16 protein-coding genes, 1 tRNA gene and 2 rRNA genes (1 of these 19 cut by a window edge) are annotated in these 19,179 nt (G+C 60.7%); 6 read left to right on the top strand and 13 right to left on the bottom strand.

The genetic code is table 11. The annotated features are described in order from the left end of the window. Nucleotides 1–359: 359 nt before the first annotated feature. Nucleotides 360–1,106 carry a class I SAM-dependent methyltransferase gene (locus GAL_RS04290; protein WP_024096358.1) on the bottom strand — a complete coding sequence of 249 codons (747 nt, stop codon included), beginning with the start codon at nt 1,104–1,106 and terminating at the stop codon, nt 360–362. Between the two features lie 65 nt (nt 1,107–1,171). On the opposite strand from GAL_RS04290, the gene gloB reads away from it, so the two are divergent. From gloB to GAL_RS04270, 4 genes are all read left to right on the top strand, one after another. Continuing rightward, nucleotides 1,172–1,945: a hydroxyacylglutathione hydrolase gene (gene gloB, locus GAL_RS04285; RefSeq protein WP_024096357.1), complete on the top strand. Its 774-nt coding sequence runs from the start codon at nt 1,172–1,174 to the stop codon at nt 1,943–1,945. A 182-nt stretch (nt 1,946–2,127) separates the two neighbouring features. Continuing rightward, nucleotides 2,128–4,449 (top strand): ATP-dependent Clp protease ATP-binding subunit ClpA, encoded by a 2,322-nt coding sequence (gene clpA, locus GAL_RS04280; protein WP_024096356.1) that lies wholly within the window; start codon nt 2,128–2,130, stop codon nt 4,447–4,449. 4 nt (nt 4,450–4,453) lie between these two features. Further along, entirely contained in the window at nt 4,454–5,419 is a 966-nt protein-coding gene (locus GAL_RS04275; RefSeq protein WP_024096355.1) for a M23 family metallopeptidase, read from the top strand. Between the two features lie 199 nt (nt 5,420–5,618). Continuing rightward, complete coding sequence (locus tag GAL_RS04270; protein ID WP_024096354.1) at nt 5,619–6,203, top strand: DUF2087 domain-containing protein; 585 nt, start codon at nt 5,619–5,621, stop codon at nt 6,201–6,203. A 10-nt stretch (nt 6,204–6,213) separates the two neighbouring features. Here GAL_RS04270 and GAL_RS04265 read toward each other — a convergent pair whose 3' ends face one another. The 3 genes from GAL_RS04265 to GAL_RS04255 all read right to left on the bottom strand — a co-directional run bounded on the left by GAL_RS04265 (nt 6,214) and on the right by GAL_RS04255 (nt 9,975). Next, nucleotides 6,214–8,181, bottom strand: a complete 1,968-nt coding sequence (locus GAL_RS04265) for a peptidoglycan -binding protein (RefSeq protein WP_024096353.1) — start codon at nt 8,179–8,181, stop codon at nt 6,214–6,216. Nucleotides 8,182–8,184: 3 nt separating this feature from the next. Next, nucleotides 8,185–9,366 (bottom strand): hypothetical protein, encoded by a 1,182-nt coding sequence (locus GAL_RS04260; RefSeq protein ID WP_024096352.1) that lies wholly within the window; start codon nt 9,364–9,366, stop codon nt 8,185–8,187. A 78-nt stretch (nt 9,367–9,444) separates the two neighbouring features. Beyond that, nucleotides 9,445–9,975, bottom strand: coding sequence for a gamma-glutamylcyclotransferase (locus tag GAL_RS04255; RefSeq protein ID WP_024096351.1), 531 nt, complete (start codon nt 9,973–9,975; stop codon nt 9,445–9,447). Nucleotides 9,976–10,042: 67 nt separating this feature from the next. Between GAL_RS04255 and GAL_RS04250 the strand changes: the two genes are divergently transcribed. Then, nucleotides 10,043–11,044, top strand: coding sequence for a DUF2125 domain-containing protein (locus GAL_RS04250; RefSeq protein WP_024096350.1), 1,002 nt, complete (start codon nt 10,043–10,045; stop codon nt 11,042–11,044). On the opposite strand, the gene GAL_RS04245 is transcribed toward GAL_RS04250, so the two are convergent. From GAL_RS04245 to hisC, 3 genes are read right to left on the bottom strand one after another with little or no spacing between them, the layout of a single operon-like run. After that, nucleotides 11,041–11,904: an extensin-like domain-containing protein gene (locus GAL_RS04245; protein WP_024096349.1), complete on the bottom strand. Its 864-nt coding sequence runs from the start codon at nt 11,902–11,904 to the stop codon at nt 11,041–11,043. The two genes, GAL_RS04250 and GAL_RS04245, sit on opposite strands and share 4 nt — an antisense overlap. Further along, nucleotides 11,901–12,821, bottom strand: coding sequence for a prephenate/arogenate dehydrogenase family protein (locus tag GAL_RS04240; protein ID WP_024096348.1), 921 nt, complete (start codon nt 12,819–12,821; stop codon nt 11,901–11,903). The genes GAL_RS04245 and GAL_RS04240 overlap by 4 nt, the downstream gene beginning before the upstream one ends. Beyond that, on the bottom strand, nt 12,818–13,903 hold the full coding sequence (hisC, locus tag GAL_RS04235) for a histidinol-phosphate transaminase (protein WP_024096347.1): 1,086 nt from the start codon (nt 13,901–13,903) through the stop codon (nt 12,818–12,820). The genes GAL_RS04240 and hisC overlap by 4 nt, the downstream gene beginning before the upstream one ends. A gap of 156 nt (nt 13,904–14,059) precedes the next feature. On the opposite strand from hisC, the gene GAL_RS04230 reads away from it, so the two are divergent. Next, entirely contained in the window at nt 14,060–14,521 is a 462-nt protein-coding gene (locus GAL_RS04230) for an Lrp/AsnC family transcriptional regulator (RefSeq protein WP_014875429.1), read from the top strand. 41 nt (nt 14,522–14,562) lie between these two features. Here the strand turns inward: GAL_RS04230 and GAL_RS04225 are convergent, their stop codons facing one another. The 6 genes from GAL_RS04225 to GAL_RS04200 all read right to left on the bottom strand — a co-directional run. Then, nucleotides 14,563–15,135, bottom strand: coding sequence for a PA14 domain-containing protein (locus tag GAL_RS04225; protein WP_024096346.1), 573 nt, complete (start codon nt 15,133–15,135; stop codon nt 14,563–14,565). A gap of 205 nt (nt 15,136–15,340) precedes the next feature. Next, nucleotides 15,341–15,961, bottom strand: coding sequence for a 30S ribosomal protein S4 (gene rpsD / locus GAL_RS04220; protein WP_024096345.1), 621 nt, complete (start codon nt 15,959–15,961; stop codon nt 15,341–15,343). A gap of 247 nt (nt 15,962–16,208) precedes the next feature. Continuing rightward, the gene (locus GAL_RS04215) at nt 16,209–17,285 is read right to left on the bottom strand and encodes a Hint domain-containing protein (RefSeq protein WP_024096344.1); all 1,077 of its coding nucleotides are present in this window, start codon (nt 17,283–17,285) and stop codon (nt 16,209–16,211) included. Nucleotides 17,286–17,498: 213 nt separating this feature from the next. Further along, nucleotides 17,499–17,575, bottom strand: a tRNA-Met gene (locus tag GAL_RS04210). A gap of 99 nt (nt 17,576–17,674) precedes the next feature. After that, nucleotides 17,675–17,789: ribosomal RNA gene (gene rrf / locus GAL_RS04205) — 5S ribosomal RNA — on the bottom strand. Between the two features lie 118 nt (nt 17,790–17,907). After that, nucleotides 17,908–19,179 (bottom strand): 23S ribosomal RNA (locus GAL_RS04200) (it continues 1,556 nt past the right edge of the window).

Raw genomic sequence — 19,179 nt, 5'->3', positions numbered from 1 at the left:
CCCGATGAAACGACAGAACATGCGTCAAAAAAACCAACTTTAGGGGTCAATTTTGCGATTCCAAATCAGCAAAAAACACGCCTTGCAGGTGAAAAAACCTCCAAACCGTCGAAAATGAGCGCTGAAAGCGCGATTTTGAACCATCAGCGGGGAATCAAGCCGCCAACTGCCCAGCGTCGGCTCCCGTAACGTCACGCCATTCGCCGCACCAAGATTAAGACCTGCCTATTTGAGACCGCCCGAATTTCCGCCGCCTGTCCAGCCCAAGGCGCCCGCGACGCAGCGTCCTGCGCTGGCGACCCATGGTCAACCAAGGTAGAAACCCACCCTGCTGATCAGGTCCGAGACGTTGCGTTGGCTCAAGCCGGCTCCGGGAGCGGGTTGGACAACCCTTCCAGCACCCGGATCGGACTGGGCGGTCGCAGCCGGGTCATCTCGCCGCGCTGGGGATGCACCTGCTTGCTGACCTCAACAAGAAACACGCCGCCCCCCAGCATCGCCGGCAACCGGTCGCCCATACGTTCAAACAATGGGCCGGATTTCAGCCAAAAGCGGCGCTGACTGGGCGGCAGATAGAGCGCCGCAGAATGCCGCTCTACGGTGAACTGATGCAGCCGCAGCTGATTTTCCACCTGGCTCAGCGTATAGGGCCGCCCAAACCCGAACGGCGTCACATCCGACCGCGCCCAAAGGCCTGCGCGATTGGGCACAACAAACACGGCTCGCCCGCCGGGACCAAGCACCCGCCAGCATTCCTCCAGAAGATGCGACGGCCGATCCGAGGTCTCAAGCCCGTGCAACAACACCAGCCGGTCGACATGTCCGGTTTCAATCGGCCAGGCTGTCTCCTCGCAGAGAACCGAAACATTGGGCAGTCCCGCAGGCCATTGCATCACCCCCTGCGGCCCCGGCATCAATGCCATGACCCGTCGCGCCTCGGCCAGATAGGGGCGCAGCAATGGTGCGGCAAAGCCAAAGCCCGCAACCGTCTGTCCCGCCGCTTCGGGCCATAATTCGAGCAGCCGCCCACGGATTGACGCCTGCGCTGCCCGCCCCAGGGTGCTGCGATAATAGAAATTCCTCAGATCCTGAACATCAAGATGCATTGCGGGCGTCCGTTGCTTGGGCCAATCTGAGGCCAGTCGCCGTCAGTTTACCCATCGAGAAGCGAATGACCATGCCCCTTGAGATCGTTACCCTGCCCTGTCTCTCCGACAACTATGCCTTTTTGCTGCACAATGCCGACAGCAGTCAGACCGCGCTGGTGGATGCGCCCGAAGCCACCGCCATTCGCGCCGAACTGGACCGCCGCGGCTGGGGGTTGGATCAGATCTTGCTCACGCATCATCACTGGGATCACATTGACGGCGTTGCGGAGCTGCGCGCCGCCTATGACCCACAAATCATCGGAGCCAAGGCTGACGCCCATCGCCTGCCCGAGCTGGACCTGGAAGTGGTAGAAGGCGACAGTTTCACCTGCCTTGGCCATGACGTCCGCGTGCTGGATGTTTCCGGGCATACGGTTGGTCATATCGCCTTTCACGTCCCGAATGCCGCCGCACTCTTCACCGCAGACAGCCTGATGGCGCTGGGATGTGGCCGCTTGTTTGAGGGAACACCGGAACAAATGTGGCAGAGCCTGCAGAAACTCGCAGCCCTGCCGGGAGACACGACGGTCTATTCCGGCCATGAGTATACCCAGTCCAATGCCCGCTTCGCACTCACAATCGAGCCGGATAACGCCGCGCTGCAACGCCGCTGCACAGCCATTGATGCCGCCCGCGCCGATGATCTGCCAACCGTGCCCTCGCGGTTGCAGGACGAACTGGACACTAACCCCTTCCTGCGGGCACATCTCGACAGCCTGAAGACCGCGGTTGGAATGCCGGACGCCTCGGCGGCAGCAGTCTTCGCCGAAATTCGGACCCGGAAGGACAAGTTTTGACCGTGCCAGGCCCCTTTTCACGGCACAGTCACGATAAATGTGACAAGAAATTGCAAGAAAGAACTTGAAGCCGGGCAACTATCAACCAAACTCTAATACTATCAGGACATGGTTGGACTGTGGAAGGCTAGGCATCCGTCCCGCAGCCTCACCGCCAACCCAAGACCAAGAGGAGCACGCCCGTGCCTTCATTCTCGAGCACTTTGGAACAGGCCATTCACGCCGCGCTTGCGCTGGCAAACGAACGGCGTCACGAATTCGCAACCCTGGAACACCTGCTGCTTGCCCTGCTGGACGAGCCTGAGGCGTCACGCGTTATGCGCGCCTGCAGCGTGGACCTCACCGAGTTGCGCGCGACCCTTGTCGAATTTGTCGATGAGGATCTCGCCAATCTGGTCACTGATATCGACGGCTCAGAAGCGGTTCCAACCGCTGCCTTTCAGCGCGTGATCCAACGCGCCGCCATCCATGTACAAAGCTCCGGCCGGACTGAGGTCACAGGTGCAAATGTTCTGGTGGCCATCTTCGCCGAGCGTGAGAGCGACGCAGCCTATTTCCTGCAGGATCAGGACATGACCCGCTATGATGCGGTGAACTTCATTGCCCATGGCGTAGCCAAGGATCCGGCTTTTGGTGAATCCCGCCCGGTCTCCGGCTCCCCGGAAGTCGAGGATGAACCTCAGCCAACCACCGAGGGCGACAAGAAAGAGAGCGCGCTGGCGAAATACTGCGTCGATCTCAATGAGAAATCCCGCGAAGGTGACATTGACCCTCTGATCGGGCGAAGCCACGAGGTTGAGCGCTGCATTCAGGTGCTGTGCCGCCGTCGCAAAAACAACCCCCTACTGGTCGGCGATCCCGGGGTTGGCAAAACCGCCATCGCCGAAGGTCTCGCGCGCAAGATTGTCGCTGGTGAAACCCCTGAGGTCTTGTCGGAAACCACCATCTACTCGCTCGACATGGGCGCGCTGCTGGCAGGCACCCGCTATCGCGGTGACTTTGAGGAACGCCTGAAAGCCGTGGTGACCGAGCTGGAAGATCACCCCGACGCAGTGCTGTTTATCGATGAGATCCACACCGTGATTGGCGCTGGGGCAACATCTGGTGGCGCGATGGACGCCTCTAACCTGCTGAAGCCCGCCCTTCAGGGCGGCAAGCTGCGCACCATGGGATCCACCACCTATAAGGAATTCCGTCAGCATTTTGAGAAAGACCGCGCCCTGTCGCGCCGGTTCCAGAAAATCGACGTGAATGAGCCTTCGGTTGAAGATTCCATCGAGATCCTGAAGGGGTTGAAGCCCTATTTCGAGGAGCATCACGGCATCCGCTTTACCAGCGATGCGATCAAATCTGCGGTCGAACTGTCGGCCCGCTACATCAATGATCGCAAACTGCCGGACAAGGCCATTGACGTCATTGATGAGGCAGGCGCCGCCCAGCATCTGGTGGTGGAAAGCAAGCGCCGCAAGACCATCGGCGTCAAGGAGATCGAGGCCGTTGTCGCCAAAATCGCCCGAATCCCGCCGAAGAATGTCTCCAAGGACGATGCCGAAGTGCTGAAGGATCTGGAACGCTCGCTAAAACGGGTGGTGTTCGGTCAGGACGCCGCAATTGATGCCCTGTCCAGTGCCATCAAACTGGCGCGGGCGGGCCTGCGTGAGCCGGAAAAACCCATCGGCAACTACCTCTTTGCAGGCCCCACCGGTGTCGGCAAGACCGAGGTGGCCAAGCAACTCGCCGATACGCTTGGCGTAGAGCTGCTGCGGTTTGACATGTCGGAGTACATGGAGAAACACGCGGTCTCCCGCCTGATCGGCGCGCCTCCGGGCTATGTCGGTTTCGATCAGGGTGGCCTGTTGACCGATGGTGTCGATCAACATCCCCATTGTGTACTTCTGCTGGATGAAATCGAGAAGGCGCACCCGGATGTCTTCAACATCCTGTTGCAGGTGATGGACAATGGCCAGCTGACCGACCACAACGGTCGCACGGTGAATTTCCGCAACGTGGTGCTGATCATGACCTCGAATGCCGGCGCTTCCGAACAGGCAAAGGCGGCCATTGGCTTCGGCCGTGACCGGCGCGAGGGCGAGGACACCGCCGCGATTGAACGGACCTTCACGCCGGAATTCCGCAACCGTCTGGACGCGGTCATCTCCTTCGCACCGCTGCCCAAGGATGTGATCCTGCAAGTTGTCGAGAAGTTCGTCCTGCAGTTGGAAGCCCAGCTGATGGATCGCAATGTCTCGATCGAGCTGACCCGCAAGGCCGCCGAATGGCTTGCGGACAAGGGCTATGATGACCGGATGGGCGCCCGCCCTCTGGGCCGCGTCATTCAGGAGCACATCAAGAAACCACTGGCCGAGGAGCTGCTGTTCGGCAAACTCGCCAAAGGTGGTCTTGTTAAGGTCGGCATCAAGGATGGCAAACTGGATCTCAGGATCGAAGGCCCAGCCAAACCGCGCATCTCGGGAGACAAGCCGCCCCTTCTGACGGCCGAGTAACCCGATGCGGCTCTTGCCTTTTGCATTTATCTCATCGCTCGCCGCGCCCGTCGCGGCGAGCGATCTCGTTCTGGATTGGCCCGTTGATTGTACTTTGGGCGACAGCTGCCAGATCCAGCAATATGTTGACCGCGCGTTGGGGCCGGCGACACAGGATTTCACCTGCAATCCGCTTACCTACGATGGGCACAAGGGCACAGACATTGCCCTGCCCTACCTGAGCGATATGGATGCTGGCGTCACCGTATTCGCCGCCGCAGATGGCACCGTGGCCGGTAGCCGCGACGGGATGGAAGACCGCTATTCCACCGGCCCCGGCGATCCTGCCATTAAGGGCCGCGAATGCGGCAATGGGGTTCTGCTGCGTCACGGGGATGGTTGGGAAACCCAATACTGCCATATGAAACGCGGCTCCATTCTTGTGAAGTCGGGAGACAAGGTGACTGCAGGCACCCCTTTGGGAGAAATCGGCCTTTCTGGCAGCACACAATTCCCGCATTTGCACCTCTCTGTGCGCAAGGACGGCAAGACGGTTGATCCGTTCGGCCCCCGCATGGAGCGAGGTTGCGGTGCAGACATAGGCACACCGCTCTGGGCAGACGATATCACCTATCAGGCTGGCGGGTTTCTGGGCAGTGGATTTGCCGATCATGTCCCGAAATTTCCCGCCATCAAGGCCGGAACAGCGGATCAGGCTCCCCTGCCCGCCGGGTCAGGCGCATTGGTTTTTTGGGCCTATGCCTTCGGCGCGCGCAGTGGTGATCAGCTGATGCTACGGATCGACGGGCCGGACGGCCCCGTGCTGGAGCAGACTGAGCGGTTGGAGAAAACTCAGGCGCAATTGTTCCGCGCAGCGGGCAAGCGGATCCACGGTGCCGGGCTCCAACCCGGTCGCTACTCCGCCACGGCGACGCTGCTGCGTGACGGAGAGATCATTGATGACCATCAGCAGGACATGACCGTCGAATAAGGATGGGCCAAAGCGAAGCCCTCTTGGCCTCGCCTTGGCTACGCGCTAGTCTACGGTCGCGGTCGGCAGACACCGAGGCGTCGCTGCTCCCGCATGGGAGAGCTAAACCTGCCATCCAATCGAACGGTTTCCATTGCAGATGGCGCCGCGTCGTCAAGCCAGCGACCAACGACCAGGACGGGCGCCAATTGGATGCAATATGACCCGCAAATCTATTCCCTTACAGGTCGATGACCTGTCGCATTTCTCCCGAGCTCTGGCCCGTCAACTGGGGGAGGCCAGTCCACCCCATCTGACGCTGATGAATATGCTGGCGCGCGCGGCCGGATTTCAGAACCTGCAACATCAGCGCGCCGTTCAGGCCGCTGCCGGACGTCTGGCGCAGGCCAATACGGCGCCCTCCGCTGATCACCGGCTGATTGAACGCACACTCACCCAATTTGATGCTTCGGGGCGACTGCTGCGCTGGCCCTCCCGACGGGCGGTGCAGACGCTCGCGCTCTTTGGTCTTTGGGCGGTGTTCCCGCCCGACACACCAATGCCCGAGACGGAAGTGAACAGACTCCTGCTGGCAGAACATGAGTTTGAGGACCCCGCAACCTTACGCCGGACCATGATTTCCTGCGGACTGCTGACGCGTCAGCGAGATGGCAGCAACTACAGGCGGATTGAGCAGGAACCACCGACCGAGGCGAAGGCGCTGATATCCCGCCTGTCAGCGCGGCGAAAACAACGCTCAGCGCTCGCAACTGCGGGACCAGAGGGCAGAGCGACAAGGCGATAACACAGCGCCGTCAGCGTTCGGTGAACTTCAGCTCAATCCGACGATTTTGCGCCCGGGCCGCCGCAGTCTGTGCAGGGTTCACCGGCTGATACTCACCAAACCCATTGGCAGACAGGCGCTCGGGCGGAATGCCCAGCGCCTGCACCATATAGCGCACAACCGACAGGGCGCGTCCCTGGCTTAGCTCCCAGTTGTCGGCAAATTTCGGATGGATACCAAGCGGCGTGTCATCGGTGTGACCATCCACACGGATGATCCAGTTGATCTCCGGCGGGATTGCCGCCGCAACAGCCTGCAGGATACCGGCGACCTTGCCAATTTCCGCCCGCCCGACCGGCGACAAATCCGCGCTCCCCGGGGCAAACAACACCTCAGAGGCAAAGACAAAGCGATCCCCCTCGATCCGCACCCCTTCCTGGTTGCCCAGGACATCCCGCAGGCGGCCGAAGAATTCCGAGCGGTATTGCTCCAGATCCTGGGCCTTGCTGCTCAGCTGTTCGGCCTCGGCTTCCAGTCGCTTACGCTCACTTTCTTCCAGCAGACGGCGGCGGCGTTCCTCGGCAGCGGCCCGCGCCAGTGCGGCGTTCAGATCCTGACCGAGATTTTGCATCTGCACCGATTGTGCGGCGTCACGGGCCTTGTAGTCATCCAGCAGCGCCTGCAACCCACCGAGCTGCTCTCGCAGCGCCGCAACCTGTTGGTTGAGAAGTGCCGTCTGTCGCTGCGCCTCCTCTGACACCGCCTGCTCCGTGCTGAGGCTCTCGCGGGCCTGTGCCAAGAGGGCCGCGCGCTGTTCGGCGAGGCTGGCCAGATCTGCGGTTTCCGCGGCCCGCTCTTCGCCCTCAGTCAGCGCTGCAAGCAGGCGTTGTTGCAGCACCTCCCGGTCAGCAGCCGCTGCATTGGCCTGTTCCAGCTGAGACAGGGCCTCCAGCAGACGCTGTTCCGTTTCAGCCTGTTCTGTTGCTGTATTTTCCAACTCAGAGGTTGCCGCGTCGCGGCTCTCACGAAGCTGCTCCAGCTCTGCCTGCAGTGCGGCAACCTGTGAATCGGCGTTGATCTGCGCGGTTTCCAACTGTGCGAGAACGCGGGTCAAGCGCTCGGCCAATGCGTCACGGTCCGCGTTTGCCACCTTTGCGACATCCAGCGCGTCTAACACGTCCGCCAACTGCGCATCCAATTGCTCCTTGGCGGTTTCCGCGGCCGCCAGCAACGTCAGCGTATCTTCCGCGGCCTGACGCTGTTCTTCCAGGGCCAGTGTCATCGCCGTCAATTCCGCGTCTGCTGTCTTCAAGCGATTTCGCAGCGCCTCTGCGGCAGCCGCCTCCGCAAGACGTGCAGCCTCTGCATCGGTCAGCTCCGCTTCCAACTGCGAAGCTGCTGCACTTGCCTCAGACGCCTGCCCTTCGAGATCAGCAACAAGCGCTTCCAGCGCCTCCCGCTTGGCTGCGGCAAGGCGCGCAGCCTCTGTCTGGGCATCGATTTCATCGCGACTGGCCGCAAGAGCCTGCGACAGCGCGTCCCGCTCGCCTTCCAGATCGCTCTGTGCCGCCTGCAGCGCTGCCCGCTCTGCGGTCAGATCACGGATGGTGGCGTTGGCGTCCTGCTGTTGCAGCAGCAACTGGGCGACCTGCGCCTCAAAATCGCTGATCTCGCCCCGCGCAGCTGCAAGGTCTGCCTCTGCTGTTTCCAACGCACCCTGGGTGGTTCCAAGCGTGGCCGACAGCGCCCCAAGCCGCGCCTGCAATTGACTGTTCGCACGTTCTTCGAGGCCCAGAGCATCAGCGAGCGCCCCGACTTCTGCTGCCAGCTCATCCAGCTGGCTTTCCTGCCCGGAAATCGTCTCTCGCAGGACAAACTGGACCACCATGAAAATGGTCAGGAGGAACATCAAGACCAGCAGCAAACCGGTCATCGCATCTACGAATCCCGGCCAGATCGAGGCCTGAAAACGCTGTCCGGTGCGACGTGACAAAGCCATGGCTTAATCCTCGGACCCGCGCGCGCTGCGACCCAACCCACGTGGTCTGGCAAAGGCTTTGACCAAGAGGTCGATATCTTTGCGCAATTCAGCAAGGCTTTCCTGACGTCCGGCGGAGATTTCCTCAAGGATACGCAGCATCTGCACATCGATGGAGCGCAGCCGCATCCGGCTTTCGGCGTCCAGCCCGACATCTCCCTGAGCACGCATCAGCTCGGTCAGGGCTTCCTGCCCGACAGCCACCCGTTCAAGCGCGCGCGCGGTGCCTTCGGACTGATCCTGCCGCCGGTTCATATCCGTGATCGCATCAACCAGCGCGGACAGCTTCTGATCCACCCCGGCGCGCCCTTCGGATGATTGGACGAACATCGCCTGCAGCGCATCCATTTGCTCGGTCATACTGTCCAGCACCCCAGCAAGCGCACTGTTTTCACCGCCACCTGTCTCTTCACCGGAGGAGAAACTGACCCGAGTGAAGGAGGAAAGCCATTCCTCAAGCTCGCGGTAGAACCGGTTCTGACCATGACCTGCAAACAGCTCCAGCAGGCCAACAATCAGCGACCCTGCCAGCCCCAGCAATGATGAGGCAAAAGCAACACCCATGCCCCCCAGCTGCGCCTCAAGCCCGGTCATCAGCCGATTGAACACCGCAATACCCTCTTCCCCCTCCTGCGGGGCAAGGCTGCGAATGGTATCCACCACCGCAGGTACTGTGGTCGCCAGACCGTAAAAGGTCCCCAGAAGGCCGAGAAAAATCAATAGATTGACGATGTAACGCGTAATTTCGCGCTCTTCATCAATCCGCGTGGCAACGGAATCCAGGATCGACCGGGTCGACGAGGACCCCAGCTGCATCCGCGCGCCCCGTGAGCGCAACAGCGAGGCCAGCGGCGCCAGCATCGACGGCGGGCGATCATCATCACTGGTCACCCCGGCGGCGAACCCTTCGATCCAGCGCACCGACCCGATCAGCTGCAGCACCTGCCAGAAACAGGCCATCACACCAAAGACAAACACCAGCAGGATAAACCCGTTAAGCCAGGGATTGGCCTCAAAAACCGGCAGGACCCGCGGCAGCGCCACAAAGGCCCCAACCCCCGACAGCCCAAGGGCAATCAGCATCATGATGATCTGGCGTACCGGTTGGGAAAACTGCGGCCTGCTTTCGCGGTCTGGCTGCGCCATGGTCTGTGGCTCCTGACACTTTATTGGTGTTCTTGCAGAACCGGAGCCTATAGGCAAAACCTCAAAAGAGCCAAGGCTTTATGATGCAAGATCCCGCACACGCGCCGACAGCCAATCCAAATCGGCATCGCGCAACCCGATCTCGGCCAGATGCTCCGCCGTATTAAAGAGGTATTCGGTATTGGGACCACGCCCGCCAACCGCCTCCGCAATGATCCGCGCCTGAGTTTCCAGACTGATACCACCGCAATATTGATTGTGATCCGGGTCAATCACATAGGTGACCGCCGTCACGTCCCCCCCGCTGGCCAGCTGGACCGTCAGATCTTTCTCCACATAGGCCGAGGAGATCAGCTCCCGCGCCCGCAGCTCCTGCAATGTCTGTTCCTCGTGGCCCGCTTCAACCGCCAGCGCGATCCCGGTGCAGGCGGCGCCATCTATCGCGTCCAATGCCAGAACCAGCCCCGGCTTCTCCTCGCTGCCGCGATGATGGATGGATTTCATGCAGAAGGACCGGGCATACCCCGGCAGCGTCGCGACTTCGCGGCGGGCGACCGGAAAGCCCGGGTTCCACAACAAAGATCCGTATCCAAATACCCACATGGTCATGACGCTGGCCCTTTTTTGATCGCGGTCTATAAACATCAAATTCAACGTCCAGAAAAGAGGCCGAATGATGATCCGATGGACAAAACTGCTGTTGATTGCCGCCTGCGTCTGGAGCCTTTACTGGGCCATTGCGGGCTGGGGCCTGCGTCAGGGGCTTGATGGTTGGTTTGCCGAGCAACAGCGTCAGGGCTGGCAGGCGGATTATGCAGCACTGCATACCACGGGCTTTCCCTTGCACCACCATCATCGGATCACCACCCCTGCCCTTGCTGATCCCGGCACAGGGTTGGCCTGGCGCGCCGATTGGCTCGACATTCGCAGCCTCGCGATATGGCCTGGCACCCTAACGCTGCGACTGCCACCAACGCCGCAGAAACTCTCCTATTTCGACGCCACCACCACCATTCAGGCCGATGGGTTACGCGCCGATTTGCAGCTCGCTCCCGGGTCCGCGCTCGACCTCGAAGAGCTGCGCGCGCAGTCCAATGACTGGAGCCTAAAGAGCGATGACAAACTGGATCTAAGCGGTGAGACCTTTGCGCTGGAAATGAGCCAGATCGGCGATCCCGCGCAGTATCAGATCAGCGCTCGCGCCGAAGGCGTGTTGCCACATCCGCTGCTGCGCCAGCGTCTCGCGGCTACGCAGGGCGTACCAGATCGTCTCGACGTGGTTGCCATCGATATGGAGGTACATTTCGACACCGGTTGGGACCGCAACGCGATTGAGTTGCGGCGCCCTCAGCCCCGCGAGATTACACTACATCTGGCCGAAGCCCGCTGGGGGCCAATGCGGATCAAAGCCACGGGGGATATCAGCCTTGATGAAACCGGCCTGCCGGAGGGCGACCTCGCGCTGCAAGTCGAGAACTGGCAGGACATTCTGCAAATGGCAGAGACTGCAGGAAACCTGCCGCCCCGCGTTCGCGCGGGCATTGAACAGGTGCTGCAGGTTTTCGCCGGCCTCGGCGGCAACCACCGCGATCTTGATCTGCCGCTCACGCTCAAATCCGGCTATGTCGCGCTAGGCCCGCTGCCCATTGGCCCGGCGCCCCGTCTGGTCCTGCGTTAACGACAATAAGGACCGCCGCGATGTCGCGCCACATCCAGATGGAAATGGTCCAGATGGTAGCGATCCGACAGCGGTCCCAACACGGTGCCAAATGGACCACAGGCACCTTTCCACATCTTGCGCAGCCCCTTGCGCGTGGCGCGCGCGGTCCAGCCTTTCAGCACGGTGACAACCTTACCGCTCTCCAGTACAAAACCTGAGATATCAATCGCCTTGCCGCGACCATGTTCGGAAATCTTGGCACCGGGACGGTTGTTGCGGGTGCGGCAGGAATAATGCGCGGCCACCCGCATGGAGACCACTTTGTCACGGCGGCCAAAGGCCTTGATCACATCCCGCTCAACCCATTTCTTGAGCGCGCGCGCCGTGTCACAGGTCATCACCGACTGCTGGCTGAGCGTCACCCCCGCGACCGAGCGGACGCGCACGGCATTCTTTGCCCCGCAGCCGTTCAATCGACCCGGCACCGTGCCAACCTTACTGCCCTGAATGTCGATATCACCGCAGACAGAGGTCTTGCGGCGTTTGCGTTTGCCAAACAGGATCTTCTCCGCCAGATCCCCGGGTCGCAAATGCGGACGCAGAGAGGCGTCGGGCCCCGCAGGTACTAGCGGCAGGCTCAACGCAGCCAGGGCGATAGCCTGTTCCGACTGCGGGCGCGATTGAGGGCGCAGCTCTGCGGTGACAGAGAGCGCAGCAGCCGTCACCGCTGCATCGGACACCGGGTGCGGGCGCGCATTGGGCCGCAGGGAGGTTTCCGGCGCATTGGCTGCCGTGGCACCGGCACTGACCGCAACCAGCGTGGTCAGCCCAGCTGCAATTGAGAGAGCACGCAGCCCGGCCATCCAGCCGCATCTCATGATTTTGCCTCACGGCCAAAGTTCGGAGCAGCTGTATCCTGCCCCGCCTCGATAATGCCGCGGCGGATGGCGCGGGTGCGGGTGAAATACTGGTGCAGATGCTCACCGTCTCCGGTGCGGATCGCCCGCTGCAGCGCAAACAGCTCCTCCGTGAAGCGACCCAATATTTCCAGCGTCGCATCCTTGTTGGTCAGGAAGACATCCCGCCACATGGTCGGATCGGAGGCCGCAATCCGGGTAAAGTCCCGGAACCCCGCAGCCGAATATTTGATCACCTCACTGTCGGTGACCCGGCGCAGGTCATCTGCGACCCCTACCATTGTGTAGGCGATCAGATGCGGCGCGTGGGAGGTCACGGCAAGCACTAGATCATGGTGATCGGCATCCATCTCATCAACATTGGCGCCCATCCCCTCCCAGAGTTGCCGTAGTCGCTCCACCGGGGCACGCTCGCTGCCCTCCACTGGCACCAACAGGCACCAACGATTGTCATAAAGCTCCGCAAATCCAGCCTCTGGCCCGGAATGTTCCGTCCCGGCCAAAGGGTGCGCGGGCACAAAATGCACCCCCTCCGGGATATGCGGCTGCACCGCGTCGATCACATGGCGTTTGACCGACCCCACGTCCGAAACCGTAGCACCGGGTTTCAACACCGGCGCAATCTCCGCCATCACAGCCTCCATCGCCCCGACGGGCACACAGAGCACAACCAGATCAGCGTCCTGCGCCGCCTCCGCAGCCGTATCACAGACGCGATCACACAGGTTGATGCGTCGCGCGGTATCGCGGGTCTCGGAGCTGCGGGCATATCCAGTGATCTCGCCCGCCAGCCCGCCACGGCGAATGGCATGCGCCATAGAGGAGGCAATCAGGCCCAGACCGATCAGTGCGATGCGGGTGTAGATGGGTTTACTCATGCTGCGCCCCCTTTGAAGGCTTTCACCGCAGCAACGAGCGCTTTGCAGGCGGTCTCATCCCCGACCGTGATCCGCAAAGCAGCAGGCAGTTTATAGCCTGTCACCCGACGCACGATCAGCCCGCGCGACTGAAGAAATGCGTCACAGGCGCCGGCCTCTTCCGGGCTGGCAAACCGCGCCAGAATGAAGTTGGCGCAAGAGGTGTCCGAGGGGATGCCCAGCTCCGCCAGTGCCTCCGCCAGCCAGCTCCGCCATTTGGCGTTTTCCTGACGGCAATGTTCGGTGTACTCGGTATCGCGCACCGCAGCTTCGGCCCCGGCCAGCGCCGTAGAGGAGAGGTTGAATGGTCCCCGCACCCGGTTCAGCACGTCGATAACCGGCTTTGGCGCATAGCCCCAACCAACCCGCGCGCCACCCAGTCCGTAGATCTTCGAGAACGTACGCGTCATCACAACGTTGTCGCGGCTCGCCACCAGCGCTGCACCAGCATCGTAGCCTTCGACATATTCCGCATAGGCGCCATCCAGCACCAGCAACGCGCTCTTGGGCAGACCATCCGCCAGACGCGCCAGATCAGCGGCGCCGATCATGGTCCCTGTGGGATTGTTCGGGTTGGCGATGAACACCAACCGCGTTCGCTCCGTGCAGCCAGCCAGCAAGGCGTCAACATCTGTGACACGGTCGCTCTCGGCAACCTCAACTGGTGTCGCCCCGGCGGCAAGCGCGCTGATCCGATACATGGCAAAGCCGTGCTCGGTGAACAGAACCTCATCGCCCGGCCCCGCATAAGCCTGACAGAGGAAGGTGATGATCTCGTCACTGCCCGCCCCGCAGATGATCTGCTCCATCGGCAGGCCGTAGACCTCGCCAATGGCCTGACGCAGGCCGCTGTGATCGGAACTGGGATATCGATGCATCTGAGCGACCGCCGCCTGCATGGCCTCAATGGCTTTCGGGCTTGGCCCAAGCGGGTTTTCATTGGAGGAGAGCTTGGTCACATTGCTCATCCCCTTCACATGGGCAGCCCCACCCTCATAGAGAGCGATATCCAGAATGCCAGGCTGCGGCGCGATGTGGGTCATGATAGATGCTCCTTAGATGCCGCTTCGTAATAACCACCTTGACCGCAATGGGAAAGCGGCAAGACGTCCCGCTTTCGGTTGCAGGGCGCCGGTTCCGGGCAGCACCGCAACACTGAGCGATTGAACTCCCGTTTGCCCCCTGCCTATGATGGCGCCATGACGCATAAGCTGGACCACATCGACCTTGCCCTCCTACGCGCGCTTCAGCGTGACGCAAGCCTCTCTCAACGCGATCTGGCGGAACAAGTCGGCCTGTCTCAGAACGCCTGCTGGCGGAGGCTGAAAACCCTCGGAGAAAGCGGCCTGATGCAGGGCACCACCGCCCGGCTGGACCGCAAACAGCTGGGGCTGGATCTGGTGGTATTTGTCATGCTGCGCACACGGCACCATTCAGCGGACTGGCTGCAGACCTTCCGCCGACACGTGCTAACCATCCCCGAAGTTGTCGATTTTCACCGCATCGGCGGGGACTACGACTATCAGCTCAAGGTGGTGACAGAGGATATGGCGAGCTATGACAAGGTCTACCAGCGCCTGATCGAAGGGGTCGAGCTGGACAGCGTTACCTCATATTTCGCGATGGAAGCCATCGCAGAGGGACGCCCGCTGCCATTGTAGCGGCGGACACCCACCGGTGGCATCATGATCGCCGCCGGCTGTTACCGGCCAAAGGCCTTGTTCGGCATCCAGGTGACACGGCTGCCTTCCGGCCCCATCCGCATATGCAGGCAGGAGGTGTTCAACCGCTGGAAATACAGCACCTGCAGCGGATACCAGCCCGCCTTGGGCACTTCCACCTTCTGGGCAAAGGTCTCCTGACAGGTCTGGCGGCCATCGAACTTGCCGACGACCTTGCCGCCGATCACCGCGCGCATTCCGTCATTGGTGAGAAAATCAATGGTATAGATGCCCGGCGCATCGAACCGCACATAGCCACGAATATCCGCCGCGACATTCTCGGAGCGCTTTGAAGTCAGCGCCTTCTGCCCAATGCTGGTATCGCGATAGTCCAGCCCTTTGAGCGGCGGACCAGCTTCCGCACCGGCCTCCAGCGCCTTGGCGGCGCTGCGCAGAGTTTTCACATCATCGGGATAGGCATAGCGCACCGACAGGCCGGGCTTCAGCCCGCGGGGCTGCGGATCCGCCGGTGTCAGGCGCAGGGGGGCCGCCCATGTCAATGTTGCCGTCACAGCCGCCATCGCAGCCAACCCCAGAATACGGGTCATCTTCATCGTCTACCTTCCTGTTCCATGGCCTCTGAACGGGCCTCTGCGGGCAGGATAGGTCTGTGAGGGGGCCGCTGACAATCGTTAATGCCAATGGTGCAAGCTGGGCGGCGCGACCGTTGGACAGCCGAAACCGCAGCGGCAGCCCCCAAACGAAAAAAGGGGCCGCCCGATGGCAGCCCCTTCTCTGTCTTGTCCGATTGGGACAGACTTAGTTCTTGGCGTAGAATTCGACGACCAGGTTCGGTTCCATGACAACCGGGTACGGCACGTCGGACAGGCCCGGTGCGCGCACGAAGGTGGCGGTCATTTTGGAGTGGTCAGCTTCAACGTAGTCAGGCACGTCACGCTCAGGCAGCTGAACAGCTTCCAGCAGCGCGGTCATCTGCTTGGACTTCTCGCGAACTTCGATCACGTCGCCTTCCTTCACGCGGTAGGAGGGGATGTTCACGCGCTTGCCGTTGACCAGCACGTGACCGTGGTTCACGAACTGACGGGCTGCAAAAACGGTTGCAACAAACTTGGCACGGTACACAACCGCATCCAGGCGGCGTTCCAGCAGACCAATGAGGTTCTCACCGGTGTCGCCTTTTACACGCTCCGCTTCGGAGTAGATGCGGCGGAACTGCTTCTCGGTCAGGTCGCCGTAGTAGCCTTTCAGCTTCTGCTTGGCGCGCAGCTGGATACCGAAATCGGACAGCTTGCCCTTACGGCGCTGACCGTGCTGGCCGGGGCCGTATTCACGACGGTTCACCGGGGACTTCGGACGGCCCCAGATGTTTTCGCCCATACGGCGGTCAATTTTGTACTTGGCAGACGTGCGTTTGGTCACGGCTGATCTCCTTCAGTTTATATCACAACCAGATGGCTGCATCGAAGGGCGTTGTCCTCTTGCTCCGCGTTGCACTCACTCGCGCGCTTCGGGCATGACAGGCATTCCCTTGCGGGAGCCACCAACACCAATGAAGCCGCGTGTATAGACGAGGGCTGGAGAGAGTCAACCAGCTTTTCTGGCGCTATGTCCCGCGCCGAAAAACAGGGCAATTTCCAAGAGCCCGCCCCCTCTGATCCGCGATGGATCAGGCGGCAGCATGGCGTAGGATAGCCGCCTCCGGTTGGCTCAGGTTGCGACGCGCAAAATCGCCATAGCGCATCGGGTCCACCTCCAGATCCGGCAGCACCTGCAACAGGCGCGTCCGGTCTTCGCAACGCAGCGCACTCAGCGCGGCCTGGGCCGGATGAAAACTCTCCGTCTCCACCCCATTCGCCCAAAGCACCTGATGATCCGACAGCAACAGATGGATATAGGTGACCTCGCGCAACTGGGTATCGACGACAATATCGCGCCCGTTGATCAGATCCCGCGCCGCAACCAGCACCTCGGAGGTGTTGAACAGGCTCTGCACATGCGGCCCGCGCAACAACATGCGGTGGCTGGGGGAGACCAGAAGATCCGCATCCGGCCTCTGCATGCCTAGCGCGCCGCCCCTGATCCGCACCGGACGCAGCTCTGGCGCCACATACAGGCGCGCTCCACTCATGCGCCGCGCGCCAATCCACTGGATCTGCTGGGCACCGCTGTCGCGGGTCTGGATCCAGTCCCCTTCCTGCAAGTGTTCGACCAGCACCCCGCCTGCGGGCGTCCGCAAGATCGTGCCGGGCGTAAAACAGATCACCCCGGTATGGGACGACACATTCGCCCGGTCGCAGCCCTCAAGCCGTACATCCACAATCCAGAGATCTGTGTCCTGCGGTGGTCGGCAATCCACGAACATCAGCAAGGGACGTCGCCCCTGCCCCACCTCAATCAGGGTGACAGTGTAATTGCGCAGCCCGTCCGTGACCACAAAATGGCGGTCCCGCAGCACTGTCGCGGTGTCCGGCTCTGCAGCCTGCGACCCGGTTTCTTCAGCCTTGGGATCTATCGCCAGCCCCACCAACCGGCGCACACTGCGCGCCGCGCTGCGCCGCAAATCGCGCGCTCTATCGCTCGGTTCCAACTGTAGAAGGTTCCCCGGCCCGTCAACGCGCAAGGGCGCTCCGCCCCACCGCCAACTGGCCCCAGTAGCGACGGCGGATACCGGCGCCCCTGGCAGACCATCAACCTCGGTCTGCCCCCACGAAATAACGTAGGTGCCTCGAAAGCCTGTGTGCATATGCTCGACTGCCTGCCTATGGCGTTTTTTGTTAAGCCAACGTTAACAGAACCGGGCCAGATGCAAAAGCACTTCAAAGATGGTCGGCAAAACCCATCTCCGCCACGGTGCCACTTGGTTCTGTTTTCTTCCGCGTTGCTTCCAGCGCCGTTGTTCCAAACACGGAAAGCCGCCCGGAGACGACTGTAAGTATTTGTTATTGCTTGCTTAAGTTGGTTGCGGGAGTAGGATTTGAACCTACGACCTTCAGGTTATGAGCCTGACGAGCTACCGGGCTGCTCCATCCCGCGGTATATTTCCAGATCACGTTTTTTGTGATTAGGAAGGTGTCCCTTCAGCTGGGATATCTGAAGGTATTTTTGATCGTTTAGATTTATGGATTTTACTAGGTTTGGCGGTGACCTACTCTCCCACGCCTTAAGACGCAGTACCATCGGCGCAACAGTGCTTAACTTCCGGGTTCGGGATGGGACCGGGTGTTTCACTTGCGCTATGACCACCAAACCGAGGAAAATCCATATTCGCGACGTTTTTATTTTGAGACGTCGCGGAGATACAATCGACATGAAGTCCATGTTTTAGTTTTGCTTTTGGTTCATTGTGTCACTGCCTGTTACTGGAACAGATCAAGCCTATCGGGCGATTAGTACCGGTCAACTGAATGCATTGCTGCACTTACATCTCCGGCCTATTGACGAGGTGGTCTACCTCGGCCCTCAGGGATACCTTGTTTTGAGGGGGGCTTCCCGCTTAGATGCCTTCAGCGGTTATCCTGTCCGATCATAGCTACCCTGCACTGCTGCTGGCGCAACAACAGGTCCACCAGTGGATCGTTCACCCCGGTCCTCTCGTACTAGGGGCAACTCCTCTCAAGTATCCTACACCCACGGCAGATAGGGACCGAACTGTCTCACGACGTTCTAAACCCAGCTCACGTACCTCTTTAAACGGCGAACAGCCGTACCCTTGGGACCTGCTCCAGCCCCAGGATGAGATGAGCCGACATCGAGGTGCCAAACACTGCCGTCGATATGGACTCTTGGGCAGTATCAGCCTGTTATCCCCGGCGTACCTTTTATCCGTTGAGCGATGGCCCTCCCACTTGGGACCACCGGATCACTATGGCCGACTTTCGTCTCTGCTCGACTTGTCAGTCTCGCAGTCAGGCTGGCTTCTGCCATTGCACTCAACGAGCGATTTCCGACCGCTCTGAGCCAACCTTCGCGCGCCTCCGTTACGCTTTAGGAGGCGACCGCCCCAGTCAAACTACCCGCCACGCAGGGTCCCGGATCCGGATAACGGACCGCGGTTAGACATCAAGAGTGCGAAGGGTGGTATCTCAAGGGAGGCTCCACCGGAACTAGCGTTCCGGTTTCGATGCCTACCACCTATCCTGCACATCACAATCCTGATGCCAGTGCGAAGCTGTAGTAAAGGTGCACGGGGTCTTTCCGTCTAACCGCGGGAAGCCTGCATCTTGACAGGCAATTCAATTTCGCTGAGTCGATGTTGGAGACAGCGGGGAAGTCGTTACGCCATTCGTGCAGGTCGGAACTTACCCGACAAGGAATTTCGCTACCTTAGGACCGTTATAGTTACGGCCGCCGTTTACCTGGGCTTCAATTCGGAGCTCTCACCCCTCCTTTTAACCTTCAGGCACCGGGCAGGCGTCAGACCCTATACGTCGTCTTGCGACTTCGCAGAGCCCTGTGTTTTTAATAAACAGTCGCCACCCCCTGGTTTGTGCCCCCAGCTCCAAGTTGCCTTGGAACCGGGCCTCCTTCTCGCGAACTTACGGAGGTATTTTGCCGAGTTCCTTCAACATCGTTCTCTCAAGCGCCTTGGTATTCTCTACCAGTCCACCTGTGTCGGTTTAGGGTACGGTCTCATGGAG

It is taken from the genome of Phaeobacter gallaeciensis DSM 26640 (assembly GCF_000511385.1).
In the GTDB taxonomy this organism is placed as follows: domain Bacteria; phylum Pseudomonadota; class Alphaproteobacteria; order Rhodobacterales; family Rhodobacteraceae; genus Phaeobacter; species Phaeobacter gallaeciensis.
This window is presented reverse-complemented; position numbering and strand designations above follow the sequence as displayed.

Bases quoted from the DNA above. Each gene is read 5' to 3' on its own strand.
- GAL_RS04290 (WP_024096358.1), bottom strand. From the start codon at position 1,106: ATGCATCTTGATGTTCAGGATCTGAGGAATTTCTATTATCGCAGCACC.
- gloB (WP_024096357.1), top strand. From the start codon at position 1,172: ATGACCATGCCCCTTGAGATCGTTACCCTGCCCTGTCTCTCCGACAAC.
- GAL_RS04275 (WP_024096355.1), top strand. From the start codon at position 4,454: ATGCGGCTCTTGCCTTTTGCATTTATCTCATCGCTCGCCGCGCCCGTC.
- GAL_RS04270 (WP_024096354.1), top strand. From the start codon at position 5,619: ATGACCCGCAAATCTATTCCCTTACAGGTCGATGACCTGTCGCATTTC.
- GAL_RS04265 (WP_024096353.1), bottom strand. From the start codon at position 8,181: ATGGCTTTGTCACGTCGCACCGGACAGCGTTTTCAGGCCTCGATCTGG.
- GAL_RS04260 (WP_024096352.1), bottom strand. From the start codon at position 9,366: ATGGCGCAGCCAGACCGCGAAAGCAGGCCGCAGTTTTCCCAACCGGTA.
- GAL_RS04255 (WP_024096351.1), bottom strand. From the start codon at position 9,975: ATGACCATGTGGGTATTTGGATACGGATCTTTGTTGTGGAACCCGGGC.
- GAL_RS04250 (WP_024096350.1), top strand. From the start codon at position 10,043: ATGATCCGATGGACAAAACTGCTGTTGATTGCCGCCTGCGTCTGGAGC.
- GAL_RS04245 (WP_024096349.1), bottom strand. From the start codon at position 11,904: ATGAGATGCGGCTGGATGGCCGGGCTGCGTGCTCTCTCAATTGCAGCT.
- GAL_RS04240 (WP_024096348.1), bottom strand. From the start codon at position 12,821: ATGAGTAAACCCATCTACACCCGCATCGCACTGATCGGTCTGGGCCTG.
- hisC (WP_024096347.1), bottom strand. From the start codon at position 13,903: ATGACCCACATCGCGCCGCAGCCTGGCATTCTGGATATCGCTCTCTAT.
- GAL_RS04230 (WP_014875429.1), top strand. From the start codon at position 14,060: ATGACGCATAAGCTGGACCACATCGACCTTGCCCTCCTACGCGCGCTT.
- GAL_RS04225 (WP_024096346.1), bottom strand. From the start codon at position 15,135: ATGAAGATGACCCGTATTCTGGGGTTGGCTGCGATGGCGGCTGTGACG.
- GAL_RS04215 (WP_024096344.1), bottom strand. From the start codon at position 17,285: ATGCACACAGGCTTTCGAGGCACCTACGTTATTTCGTGGGGGCAGACC.